We start from the raw sequence: 12,567 nt of genomic DNA, 5'->3' as shown, positions 1-12,567 counted from the left end.
GAGTGCGAGGAGAAGACGATGGACCTCAGCGCGAACGGCGAGTTCGATGTGAGGGAGCGTTTCGCCGAGGGGGCCCAGTACATCGGCGGAACCTTGCGCCCCGGCACCTCGGGCCGGCGGCACCCCGTGGTCGACCCGGCCACCGGCGAGACTGTGTACTCCTGTGAACTGGCCGGCACCGCCGACGTGGACGCCGCCGTCGACGCCGCCGCACAGGCGCTGCCCGGCTGGGCCGGCGCCACCCCCGGTGCGCGCTCCGACGCCATGCACCGCTTCGCCGGCGTCCTGGCCGCGCAGGCCGCCGAGTTCGCGTACGCCGAGTCGCTGCAGTGCGGCAAGCCGCTCCGGCTGACCACCGAGTTCGACGTCCCGGGCACCGTCGACAACACCGCCTTCTTCGCGGGCGCCGCCCGCCACCTGGAGGGCAGGGCGGCGGGGGAGTACTCCGGCGACCACACCTCCTACGTGCGGCGCGAGCCCGTCGGCGTCGTGGGCTCCATCGCTCCGTGGAACTACCCGCTGCAGATGGCCGCCTGGAAGGTCCTCCCGGCGATCGCCGCGGGCAACACCATCGTGCTCAAGCCGGCCGAGCTGACCCCGCTGACCTCGCTGATGTTCGCCCAGGCGGCGACCGAGGCGGGCATCCCGGCGGGCGTGGTCAACATCGTCACCGGCGCCGGCAAGGTGGCGGGCGAGCACCTGGTGGGGCACCCGGACGTCGCCATGACCTCCTTCACCGGCTCCACCGCGGTCGGCAAGCGCGTCGCGGAGATGGCCACCGCCACCGTCAAGCGGCTCCACCTGGAACTCGGCGGCAAGGCGCCCTTCGTCGTGTTCGACGACGCCGACCTGGAGGCGGCCGTCCACGGTGCGGTCGCCGGTGCCCTGATCAACACCGGCCAGGACTGCACCGCCGCGACCCGCGCCTACGTGCAGCGCCCCCTCTACGACGCCTTCGTCGCCGGGGTCGCCGACCTCTTCTCCGGCATCCGCGTGGGCGATCCCTTCGACGCCAAGACCGACCTCGGCCCGCTGATCTCCCACGCCCAGCGCGACCGCGTCGCCGGCTTCGTGGAGCGCGCCCGCTCCTACGCCACGGTCGTCACCGGCGGGCAGGCCCCCGCGTCGGCGGGCGCCTTCTACCGGCCCACGCTGGTCACCGGCGCCGCGCAGGACAGCGAGATCGTCCAGTCCGAGATCTTCGGGCCGGTACTGGTCGTGCTGCCGTTCGACGGCGATGATGAAGGTCTGGCCCTGGCCAACGACACGCCGTACGGTCTGGCCGCGTCCGCGTGGACCCGTGACGTCTTCCGTGCGGGCCGTGCCACCCGTGAGATCAAGGCGGGGTGCGTCTGGGTCAACGACCACATCCCGATCATCAGCGAGATGCCGCACGGGGGCTACCGGGCCTCCGGGTACGGCAAGGACATGTCGGTGTACTCCCTGGAGGAGTACACGCAGGTCAAGCACGTGATGTACGACAACACCGCGGTCGCCAGGAAGGACTGGCACCGCACGATCTTCGGCGACCGCTGACCCCTCGGCCGCCGGCCCCTCCGGGACCGCCCCCACCGGCCCGCTAGCCCGTCCGTCCCACGCACCACCGCCCCTGGAGGCCGCACCGCAATGGAGATGTTCGAGGGCCTGTCCGAGCCCGTACGCAAAGCGTGGGAACGCAGCCTGACCAACGGGAGGGCATCCGTCAGCCGGCGCCGGGTGCTCGGCGCGGGGCTCGGCGTCGCGGGTGCCGGGGCGCTGTCCGCCTGCGGCATCCCGGCCGCCACCAACAACCAGGGCGGTGTGAAGAGCGACGACCTGTCCGACAAGGACAAGTCGCTGGTCTTCTCGAACTGGCAGCTCTACATCGACATGAGCGACGACGAGAAGCACATGCCGACCCTGGAGGCCTTCGAGAAGAAGACCGGGATCAAGGTCAAGTACAGCGACGACATCACCGACAACGTCGAGTTCTTCGCCAAGATCAAACCACAGCTCGCCGCGGGCCAGTCCACCGGCCGCGACCTGGTCGTCCTCACCGACTGGATGGCCGCCCGGATGATCCGTCTGGGCTGGGCCCAGCCGCTGGACCCCACCTACCTGCCGAACGCGTTCACCAATCTGGAGCAACGTTTCCGCAACCCCGACTGGGACCCCGGACGCGCCCACTCCTACCCCTGGCAGGGCATCGCCACCGTCATCGCCTACAACGAGAAGGCGACCAAGGGGAAGAAGGTCGGCAGCGTCTCCCAGCTGCTGGACGACCCCGACCTCAAGGGCCGCGTCGCCATGCTCAGCGAGATGCGCGACACCATAGGCATGACCCTGCTCGACATGGGCAAGCGGCCGGAGTCCTTCACCGCGGACGACTTCGACGCGGCCGTGGCCCGCGTCCAGAAGGCCGTGGACAACAAGCAGATCCGCCAGTTCACCGGCAACGAGTACACCGACGGCCTCGCCTCGGGGAACATCGCCGCCTGCGTCGCCTGGGCCGGCGACCTGGTCCAGCTCCAGGCCGACAACCCCGAGATCAAGTTCGTGATCCCGCCCGCCGGCTACATCTACTCCACCGACAACATGCTGGTCCCGGCGGGTTCCAAGCACCGCAAGAACGCCGAGCGGCTCATGGACTGGTACTACCAGCCCGCGATCGCCGCCGAGCTCGCGGCATGGGTCAACTACATCACGCCCTGCACGGGCGTCTACGAGGAACTCCTCAAGATCGACAAGGACGTGGCCAACAACCCGCTGATCATTCCCAACGCGGAGATGAAGGCGAAGGCCCATCCCTTCCGGTCGCTCTCCTCCAAGGAGGAGACCGCCTTCGAGGACAAGTTCGCCAAGCTCATCGGCGCCTGACCGGCCACCGCAGTTAGGGATCTGACGACATGACCCAGCAGACCGCACCGCTCACCGAGCCGGCCGGCGGCAAGGACCCCGCCTCCGCGGGCGGCGCCGTGACCCTCACCGGCATCGGCAAGGACTACGGCGACTTCACGGCCGTCCACCCGCTCGACCTCACCATCCCCGAGGGCTCCTTCTTCGCCCTCCTGGGCGCCTCCGGCTGCGGCAAGACCACCACGCTGCGCATGATCGCCGGTCTGGAGGACCCCAGCAGCGGCACCGTCCGCATCGGCGACCAGGACGTCACCGGCCTGCCGCCGTACAAGCGCCCGGTCAACACGGTCTTCCAGAACTACGCGCTCTTCCCGCACCTCGACATCTACGAGAACGTCGCCTTCGGCCTGCGCCGCCGCGGCATCAAGTCCGTCAAGGGCCAGGTCGGGGACATGCTCGACCTCGTCGAGCTGGGCCATCTCGCCCGCCGCAAGCCCCACCAGCTCTCCGGCGGCCAGCAGCAGCGCGTCGCCGTCGCCCGTGCCCTGATCAACCACCCCAAGGTGCTGCTCCTCGACGAGCCGCTGGGCGCCCTGGACCTGAAGCTGCGCCGCCAGATGCAGCTGGAGCTCAAGCGCATCCAGACCGAGGTCGGCATCACCTTCGTGCACGTCACGCACGACCAGGAAGAGGCCATGACCATGGCCGACACCATCGCCGTGATGAACGCGGGCCGCATCGAGCAGCTCGGCGCGCCCACCGACCTGTACGAGAACCCCAGCACCACCTTCGTCGCCAACTTCCTCGGCCAGTCCAACCTCATCGAGGCCGAGGTCGCCGGTACCAGCGGCGACGACCTGCTGCTCAGCGTCGGCGACGGCCGTCTGGCGATGCCCACCGCACGGTGCGTCCCCTCCGTGCAGGCGGGCGACAAGCTCCTCGCCGGGGTGCGTCCCGAGAAGATCTCCATCGTCCACGCCGACGACGCGGCCGAGGTCCCCGAGGGCCGCAACAAGATCACCGGGCGGATCGTCGACGCCAGCTTCATCGGCGTCTCCACCCAGTACGTCGTCAACAGCCCCTGGTGCCCGGAGCTGGCCGTCTTCGCGCAGAACGTCGAGCGCGACGGCCGTCTCGTCCCCGGCGCCGAGGTGGTGCTGCACTGGAGCCCCGCGCACACCTTCGGTCTCGACGCCGCGCAGGACATCGAGGCCGGGGAGGTCAACGCGTAATGGCCGCCCTGTCCACCGCCCCCGCCGGGGCGCCGGAGGAGACCCCGCCGGTCCCGGCCGGCGCCGCCGCCCGGCGGCGCAGACTCGTCCCCTACTGGCTGCTGCTGCCCGGCATCCTGTGGCTGCTGGTCTTCTTCGCCGCCCCGATGGTCTACCAGGCCTCGACCTCGGTGCAGACCGGCTCCCTGGAGACCGGCTACCGCGTCACCTGGCACTTCGCGACCTACTGGGACGCGTTCAAGGAATACGACGTCTTCTACCTGCGCTCGCTGATCTACGCCGGCATCGCCACCGTGCTGTGCCTGGCGATCGGCTACCCGCTGGCGTACACCATCGCCTTCAAGGCGGGCCGCTGGCGGAACGTGCTGCTGGTCATGGTCATCGCGCCGTTCTTCACCAGCTTCCTGATCCGCACCCTGGCCTGGAAGACGATCCTCGCGGACGACGGCTACGTCGTCACCGTGCTGGACAAGCTGCACATCCTCAGCGTCACCGCGTCCCTGGGCATCACCGCCGACGACCGCGTGCTCGCCACACCGCTCGCGGTGGTGTGCGGTCTGACGTACAACTTCCTGCCCTTCATGATCCTGCCGCTCTACAGCTCGCTGGAGCGCATCGACCCGCGGCTGCACGAGGCGGCGGGCGACCTGTACGCCCGGCCCTTCACCACCTTCCGCAAGGTGACCTTCCCGATCTCGCTCCCCGGCGTCGTGGCCGGCACGCTGCTCACCTTCATCCCCGCCTCCGGCGACTACATCAACGCCGAGCTGCTGGGCAGCCCCAGCGAGCAGATGATCGGCAACGTCATCCAGTCCAAGTTCCTCACGGTGCTCGACTACCCGACCGCCGCCGCGCTGTCCTTCATGCTCATGGCCGCGATCCTGGTGATCGTGTCCGTCTACATCCGCAAGGCGGGGACGGAGGAACTGGTCTGATGCCCGTGCTGAACTGGGTGCGACGGCGCCTCGTGGTCTTCGCCGCCGCGGCCGCACTCGCCTACATGACGATCCCCAACGTGATCGTCCTGATCTTCTCCTTCAACCAGCCCAAGGGCCGCTTCAACTACTCCTGGAACCACTTCTCGCTCGACGCCTGGGCCAACCCCTGCGGTGTCGGCGACATGTGCGACTCGGTGTCGCTGTCCCTGGAGATCGCCGTACTCGCCACCATCGGCGCCACGATCCTCGGCACCATGGTCGCCTTCGCGCTCGGCCGCTACCGCTTCCGCGGCCGCGGCCCGGTGACCGGCCTGATCTGGCTGCCGATGGCGATGCCCGAGATCGTCATGGGCGCCTCGCTCGGCACCCTCTTCCTCAACATGCGCATCCAGTTCGGCTTCTGGACCATCCTCATCGCGCACATCATGTTCTGCCTCAGCTTCGTCGTGACGGCGGTCAAGGCGCGCGTGATGAGCATGGACCCGCGACTGGAGCAGGCCGCCCAGGACCTGTACGCCACCCCGTGGCAGACCTTCTGGCGGATCACCTTCCCGATCGCCGCGCCCGGCATCGCGGCGGGAGCGCTGCTCAGCTTCGCGATCTCCATCGACGACTTCATCATCACGCAGTTCAACGCCGGCCCGGCCACCGTGACCTTCCCGATGTTCGTCTGGGGCGCGGCCCAGAAGGGCCTGCCCGTCCAGGTGAACGTCATCGGCACGCTGATGTTCGTCGTGGCGGTGCTGTGCGTCGTCGTCGGACAGCTGCTCAGCCGCCGCAGGAAAGCCCATAGTTAATCCGCCGACCGCATCCGCAAAGGTGTGAGACCCCATGGATCCAGCCCGTTCGCTCGCCGACGCGCAGCCGACACCGTTCTGGCTGGAGGACCCCGGCAGGCCGCAGGCCGGCTCCGCCCTCGTCGGCGACGAGCACTGCGACCTGCTGGTGGTCGGCGGCGGCTACACCGGGCTGTGGACCGCGTTGCTCGCCAAGGAGCGCGACCCGCGGCGTGACGTCGTCCTGATCGAGGGCAAGGAGGTGGGCTGGGCGGCGTCCGGCCGCAACGGGGGCTTCTGCGCCGCCAGCCTCACCCACGGCCTGGCCAACGGACTCGCCCGCTGGCCCGAGGAGTTCGGGCGACTGGAGGAGCTGGGCAACCGCAACCTCGACGGCATCGAGGAGGCGGTGGACCGCTACTCCATCGACTGCGACTTCGAACGCTCCGGGGAGATCGACGTCGCCACCGAGCCCTACCAGCTCGACGACCTCCAGGCCTCCGCCGAGGAGGCCGCCCGGCACGGCGTCGAACTGGAGCTGCTCGACCGTGACCAGGTCCGTGCCGAGGTCGACTCGCCGACCTTCGTCGGCGGGCTGTGGGACCGCAGGGGCGTCGCCATGCTGCACCCGGCGAAGCTCGCCTGGGGCCTGCGGCGGGCCTGCGAGGAGCTGGGCGTACGCGTCTACGAGCACACCCGCGCCACCCAGCTCGCCCGCAACGGCTCCGGCATGGCCGTGCGCACCCCGTACGGGCGGGTCTTCGCCCGGCACGTCGCGCTCGGCACCAACGTCTTCCCCTCGCTGGTGCGCCGGGTGCGTCCCTACATCGTCCCCGTGTACGACTACGCGCTGGTGACCGAGCCGCTGACGGCGCAGCAGCTCGGCGCGATCGGCTGGAAGAAGCGCCAGGGGCTCGGCGACAGCGCCAACCAGTTCCACTACTTCCGGCTCACCGCCGACAACCGCGTCCTGTGGGGCGGCTACGACGCCATCTACCCGTACGGCGGCCGCCTGGACGCCGCCCGCGACGAACGCCCGCAGACGTACCTGAAGCTCGCCGGCCACTTCTTCCGCTGCTTCCCGCAGCTGGAGGGCGTGCGCTTCAGCCATGCGTGGGGCGGCGCGATCGACACCTGCTCGCGCTTCTCCGCCTTCTACGGCACCGCCCACGACGGGAAGGTCGCCTACGCCGCCGGCTACACCGGCCTCGGCGTCGGCGCCACCCGCTTCGGCGGGGACGTCATGCTCGACCTGCTCTCCGGCGAGCGCACCGAGCGCACCGCACTGCGCATGGTCCGCACCAAGCCGCTGCCCTTCCCGCCCGAGCCCCTGGCATGGGCGGGCATCGGCCTCACCAAGTGGTCGCTGGACCGGGCCGACCGCAACGCCGGCCGGCGCAACCTGTGGCTCAAGACGATGGACCGGCTCGGCCTCGGCTTCGACAGCTGACCGCCCCTGCGGCACCCCCTGCGCACCCTGTGGGCCGGATCACCCCATCGGGCGTGGTGAAACCCGCGTAATGATCCGGGCCCGGCCTCCTCTCTCCGCGTGACAGCACGACAGCGCACACACGGAACGGAGGAACCGGCATAGTGGGCACAGACGCGCGGGGCGCGGTCGAATGGCTGGTTTCCGTGGCACCCGATCCCGACTCCACCCGGTGGGAATGGGAGCGGCACCCCCTCGGGGTGACGCTCCTGCCCGCCGGGCGGCTGTGGGACGTCCTCATCCTGACCGGCGAACTGGGCTACCCGACGCTCGACGTCCTCACCCGTCTCGTCGACCGCCCGGGCCCGGTCCTGGCCGACTTCGGCGACTCCCGCATGGGCTACTTCGTGCCCCCGGGCACCGCCGCCCGCTGGATCGGCACCGGGGTCCGCACCGCGGGCCCCGGCACTTGGATCGTGGTGCCCTACCCCGGCCGGGCCACGGGCGGAGTCCGCTGGCTCGTGCCGCCGGACGGCACCGGCAACCTCACGGACCCCGGCGTCCTGGAACTGGCCATGCACGAGGCGGCGGCCCACCTGGCGGGACGGCGCGGCCGTGATCCGGGCGAGTGATCGCGCGCCCGGGGGCCCGCCACCCGTACGCCCCCGTGCGCGACACTGGTGCCATGATCCGCACGGAACGCGGCCGGCCCCGGAGCGGCCCCGGATACCCGGGCGCGCCACGGCGCGCGCCCGCTCCCGCGCTTGCCGCCGCGGCAGGCTGACATGGACCTCACGCCCGGCCTCGCGCACCTCGTCGAGACCGCCCTGCCCGTCTGCGGGCGCCACGGCCTCGCCGTGGCGGGCGGTCTCGCGCTGATCGCGCACGGCTTCGACCGCCGCCCGTCCCGCCACCTCGACCTGGTGACCTTCAGCTCCACACCGGCCGGCGACATCGGTGCCGCGCTCGCGGCCGCGTACGCCGGGGCCGGTTACGAGGTGGTCGCGCTGCCCGGCACACCGCTGGCCGCCCACCTCGGGGTCACCTCGCCGGGCGACGCCGGCCACACGGTCCACGTCGCCAAGCAGCCGCTCTCCCGTCCCCCGGTCCGTGTCGGCCTCGGCCTGTCCGGGCCCGTGCCGGTGGTGGCGCTGGAGGACTGCGCCGCCCTGAAGGTGGCCGCCGTCGCCGACCGCGCCACCGTGCGCGACCTGGTCGACGTCCACGCCCTGACCGCCTGGTTCACGCCGGGGGAGCTGCTGACGATGGCCGTCCACCTCGACGAGGACCTCCAGCCGCGCCTCCTCGCCGACCGCCTCGACAAGCTCGTCGAGGCCGACGACGCGGCGTACGCGGCGCAGGGACTGGACGGCGCGGCCGTCGCCGCCGTCAAGCGCTGGGCCTTCGACTGGGCGCAGGACATCCGGCTGGACCTCATGGAGGGCATGGAGCACCCCGACGAGCTGTACGACCTGTAAAGCTCCCGGCTCCGACGCCGACACCTTGGTGCTTGAGGGGGCCCTGCCCGCTGGCGAGACTGGCAGGAGACGAGGAGAGGAAGGTCCGCCGTGACCGACAAGCACATCACGCACTGGATCGCCGGACGGACGTGGACCGGCACCGCGGAGCGGCACGGGGACGTGTACGACCCCGCCACCGGGGCCGTGACCGGTCGGGTGGACTTCGCGTCGATCTCCGAGGTCGACCAGGCCGTCGGTGCGGCCGCCGCCGCGTTCAAGGAGTGGCGGAACGCCTCGGTGGCCAAGCGCACCTCGGTGCTCTTCGCCTTCCGCGAGCTCCTCAACGCCCAGCGCGACGAGCTGGCGGCGATCATCGTCTCCGAGCACGGCAAGGTGCACTCCGACGCGCTCGGCGAGATCGCCCGCGGCCTGGAGGTCGTCGAGTACGCCTGCGGCATCCCGCAGCTCATCAAGGGCGGCTTCACCGAGCAGGCCTCGACCGGCATCGACGTCTACTCGATCCGCCAGCCGCTCGGGCCGGTCGCGATCATCTCGCCCTTCAACTTCCCGGCCATGGTGCCGATGTGGTTCTTCCCCATCGCCATCGCCGCGGGCAACACCGTCGTCGTCAAGCCGTCCGAGAAGGACCCGTCCGCCGCGAACTTCCTGGCCGGGCTGTGGAAGCAGGCCGGGCTGCCGGACGGCGTCTTCAACGTCGTGCACGGCGACAAGGTCGCCGTCGACCGCCTCCTGGAGCACCCGGACGTCAAGTCCGTCTCCTTCGTCGGCTCCACCCCGATCGCCCGGTACGTCTACGAGACCGGCACCCGCTACGGCAAGCGCGTCCAGGCCCTGGGCGGCGCCAAGAACCACATGCTGGTGCTGCCGGACGCGGACCTGGACCTCGCCGCCGACGCCGCCGTCAACGCCGGGTTCGGCGCGGCCGGCGAGCGCTGCATGGCCGTGTCCGTCCTGGTCGCGGTCGACCCGATCGGCGACACGCTGGTCGAGAAGATCAAGGAGCGGATGGCCGGGCTCACGGTCGGCCCCGGCTGCAACGCCGCCTCCGAGATGGGCCCGCTGGTCACCGGCGCCCACCGCGACAAGGTGACGTCCTACCTCGACGCGGGCCTCGCCGACGGCGCGACCCTCGCCGTGGACGGCCGCGAGCACGCCGTCACCGGCGAGGACACCGCGGACGGTTTCTGGCTCGGCCCGACCCTCTTCGACGACGTCAAGCCCGGCATGTCCGTCTACAACGACGAGATCTTCGGCCCGGTCCTGTCCGTGGTCCGCGTGGGCTCGTACGACGAGGGCCTGGAGCTGATCAACACCAACCCGTACGGCAACGGCACGGCCATCTTCACCAACGACGGCGGCGCCGCCCGGCGCTTCCAGCACGACGTCGAGGTCGGCATGGTCGGCATCAACGTGCCGATCCCGGTGCCGGTGGCGTACTACTCCTTCGGCGGCTGGAAGGCCTCGCTGTTCGGCGACACGCACGCGTACGGCCCGGACGGCGTCCACTTCTTCACCCGCGGCAAGGCCGTCACCCAGCGGTGGCTCGACCCGAGCCACGGCGGCATCAACCTCGGTTTCCCGACCAACAACTGACCGCCAGGGCGGCGCCCGCGAGCAGGGCGCCGCACAGCAGCCAGCTCCCCACCACGTCGAGCGGCCAGTGGTAGCCGCAGCGGACCAGGGCGACGCCCACCGCACCGTCGAGCAGCACGGCGGCCGCGACCAGCAGCCGCCGTGCCGCTGTGCGTACCAGCCACGGCAGCAGCAGGAGCACGGCGCCGCCGTACGCGGCGGCCGCCGTGGCCGTGTGGCCGGAGGGGTAGAACCCGGGATAGCCCGGGGAGAGGGCCGGCGAACCGGGGTCGGCCCGGCCGACCAGCGGCTTCACCAGGGCGACCAGCAGCGGCGCCACGACCATCACCAGCGCGTACGCCAGCGGCGGCAGCCAGGGGCGGGGCCGTCGGTACCGGTGGGCGCACCAGGTGGTGCAGACCATCGCAAGCAGCAGTACGGGCACGGCGACCTGCCAGTTGCCCAGGTCGGCCAGGAACCGTGCCACGGCCGAGCGGTCCGCGGGGTGGGGGGAGGAACCCGCAAGGGTGGCACGCACCGGCCCGTCCACGGCCACCAGGCGCCCTCGTAGTGCTTCCTGCCAGGTCAGCAGTCCGAAGAGCGCCGTGCACACCACGGCCACCAGAGAAGTTGGCCGCCCCGGAACAGGGGGGAGAGTTCCGGGGCGGCCAGAACGATCGCCGTACCGCCCGCCCCGGGGGGTTTGGGGCAAGCGGCCGACCGATCGGCGAGGATTGCCGGAGCCTTCGGCTTCGGCGCTGTGCGCGAGGGCACTGCTGTGCTGGTGATGGGGAGTCACCGGCAAAGTGTCGCCCGCGGACTTCCGCAGACGGGGTGTTGCATCCATCTGCGGAAACCGTACGTCACCGGGGGGGTCGACCGGCAGGGGTTGCACCCTCCCGCCATCAGGCCCGCACACCTTCTTCACGCTGTGTGTCGTACACGCTCGGTCACGGGCGAAGCACCTGGTCACAGCCGGGCGAGAGCGCCCTCGATGATGTCCAGGCCCTCGTTCAGCAGGTCCTCCCCGATGACCAGCGGCGGCAGGAAGCGCAGCACGTTCCCGTAGGTGCCACAGGTCAGGACCACCAGGCCCTCGGCGTGGCAGGCCTTGGCCACGGCGGCGGTCGCCGCGGCGTTGGGGTTCTTGCCGCCCGGCTCCACCAGCTCGATCGCGATCATGGCGCCGCGGCCGCGGACCTCACCGATGACCTCGAACTTCTCCTGCATGCCGCGCAGCCGGCCGAGCATGATCTCGCCGATGCGGCGGGCCTTGGCGTTGAGGTCCTGCTCCTTCATCGTCTCGATGGCGCCGAGCGCACCGGCGCACGCCACCGGGTTGCCGCCGTAGGTGCCGCCCAGACCGCCGGAGTGCGCGGCGTCCATGATCTCGGCGCGGCCGGTCACCGCGGCCAGCGGCAGACCGCCGGCGATGCCCTTGGCGGTGGTGATCAGGTCCGGGACGATGCCCTCGTCCTCGCAGGCGAACCACTGGCCGGTGCGGCAGAAGCCGGTCTGGATCTCGTCCGCGACGAAGACGATGCCGTTCGCCCGGGCGAACTCCACCAGCTTCGGCAGGAAGCCCTTGGCCGGCTCGATGAAGCCGCCCTCGCCCTGGATCGGCTCGATCACGATCGCGGCCACGTTCTCGGCCCCGACCTGCTTGGTGATCATGTCGATCGCCTGGGCCGCGGCCTCCTCCGCGCAGTTCTCCGCGCCGGTCAGCCAGCGGTAGGGGTAGGCCAGCGGCATGCGGTAGACCTCGGGCGCGAACGGGCCGAACGAGTGCTTGTACGGCATGTTCTTCGCCGTCAGCGCCATCGTCAGGTTGGTGCGGCCGTGGTAGCCGTGGTCGAAGACGACGACGGCCTGGCGCTTGGTGTACGCGCGGGCGATCTTCACCGCGTTCTCGACGGCCTCGGCACCGGAGTTGAACAGCGCGGTGCGCTTCTCGTGGTCGCCCGGGGTCAGCTCGTTGAGTGCCTCGGCGACCTCCACGTAGCCCTCGTACGGCGTCACCATGAAACAGGTGTGGGTGAAGTCGGCCAGCTGCGCCGACGCGCGGCGCACGACCGCCTCGGCGCTGTTGCCGACCGAGGTCACCGCGATGCCGGAGCCGAAGTCGATCAGGGAGTTGCCGTCCACGTCCTCCAGGACGCCGCCGCCGGCGCGGGTGACGAAGACGGGCAGGGTCACGCCGACACCGCTCGCGACCGCCGCCGTCTTGCGCGCCAGCAGCTCCTGCGACTTGGGGCCGGGGATCGGGGTGACGAGTCGACGCTCCTGGGCCAGATCGGTCATGGC

General features: G+C 70.9%; 11 protein-coding genes. 9 read left to right on the top strand and 2 right to left on the bottom strand.

Annotated elements, in window-relative coordinates; translation table 11 throughout:
* The first annotated feature begins 18 nt into the window (after positions 1 to 18).
* The 9 genes from ACFYYN_RS31400 to ACFYYN_RS31360 all read left to right on the top strand — a co-directional run bounded on the left by ACFYYN_RS31400 (position 19) and on the right by ACFYYN_RS31360 (position 10,284).
* Entirely contained in the window at positions 19 to 1,536 is a 1,518-nt protein-coding gene (locus tag ACFYYN_RS31400; protein ID WP_500548453.1) for a gamma-aminobutyraldehyde dehydrogenase, read from the top strand.
* A 90-nt stretch (positions 1,537 to 1,626) separates the two neighbouring features.
* Positions 1,627 to 2,856: a polyamine ABC transporter substrate-binding protein gene (locus tag ACFYYN_RS31395; RefSeq protein WP_500535510.1), complete on the top strand. Its 1,230-nt coding sequence runs from the start codon at positions 1,627 to 1,629 to the stop codon at positions 2,854 to 2,856.
* 29 nt (positions 2,857 to 2,885) lie between these two features.
* Complete coding sequence (locus tag ACFYYN_RS31390; RefSeq protein ID WP_500548452.1) at positions 2,886 to 4,067, top strand: ABC transporter ATP-binding protein; 1,182 nt, start codon at positions 2,886 to 2,888, stop codon at positions 4,065 to 4,067.
* Entirely contained in the window at positions 4,067 to 5,002 is a 936-nt protein-coding gene (locus ACFYYN_RS31385) for an ABC transporter permease (RefSeq protein WP_500325752.1), read from the top strand. The genes ACFYYN_RS31390 and ACFYYN_RS31385 overlap by 1 nt, the downstream gene beginning before the upstream one ends.
* Complete coding sequence (locus ACFYYN_RS31380; protein ID WP_500325754.1) at positions 5,002 to 5,802, top strand: ABC transporter permease; 801 nt, start codon at positions 5,002 to 5,004, stop codon at positions 5,800 to 5,802. The genes ACFYYN_RS31385 and ACFYYN_RS31380 overlap by 1 nt, the downstream gene beginning before the upstream one ends.
* A gap of 34 nt (positions 5,803 to 5,836) precedes the next feature.
* Complete coding sequence (locus tag ACFYYN_RS31375) at positions 5,837 to 7,231, top strand: NAD(P)/FAD-dependent oxidoreductase (RefSeq protein WP_500548451.1); 1,395 nt, start codon at positions 5,837 to 5,839, stop codon at positions 7,229 to 7,231.
* 140 nt (positions 7,232 to 7,371) lie between these two features.
* Complete coding sequence (locus ACFYYN_RS31370) at positions 7,372 to 7,842, top strand: hypothetical protein (RefSeq protein ID WP_500548517.1); 471 nt, start codon at positions 7,372 to 7,374, stop codon at positions 7,840 to 7,842.
* A 153-nt stretch (positions 7,843 to 7,995) separates the two neighbouring features.
* Entirely contained in the window at positions 7,996 to 8,688 is a 693-nt protein-coding gene (locus tag ACFYYN_RS31365) for a nucleotidyl transferase AbiEii/AbiGii toxin family protein (protein ID WP_500325758.1), read from the top strand.
* 90 nt (positions 8,689 to 8,778) lie between these two features.
* On the top strand, positions 8,779 to 10,284 hold the full coding sequence (locus tag ACFYYN_RS31360; RefSeq protein ID WP_500548450.1) for a CoA-acylating methylmalonate-semialdehyde dehydrogenase: 1,506 nt from the start codon (positions 8,779 to 8,781) through the stop codon (positions 10,282 to 10,284).
* On the opposite strand, the gene ACFYYN_RS31355 is transcribed toward ACFYYN_RS31360, so the two are convergent.
* Positions 10,256 to 10,885: a phosphatase PAP2 family protein gene (locus ACFYYN_RS31355; protein ID WP_500548449.1), complete on the bottom strand. Its 630-nt coding sequence runs from the start codon at positions 10,883 to 10,885 to the stop codon at positions 10,256 to 10,258. The two genes, ACFYYN_RS31360 and ACFYYN_RS31355, sit on opposite strands and share 29 nt — an antisense overlap.
* 347 nt (positions 10,886 to 11,232) lie before the next feature.
* Positions 11,233 to 12,564, bottom strand: coding sequence for a 4-aminobutyrate--2-oxoglutarate transaminase (gabT, locus tag ACFYYN_RS31350; protein WP_499514297.1), 1,332 nt, complete (start codon positions 12,562 to 12,564; stop codon positions 11,233 to 11,235).
* Positions 12,565 to 12,567: the final 3 nt, after the last annotated feature.

The organism is Streptomyces sp. NPDC001902 (assembly GCF_042891295.1).
In the GTDB taxonomy this organism is placed as follows: domain Bacteria; phylum Actinomycetota; class Actinomycetes; order Streptomycetales; family Streptomycetaceae; genus Actinacidiphila.
This window is presented reverse-complemented; position numbering and strand designations above follow the sequence as displayed.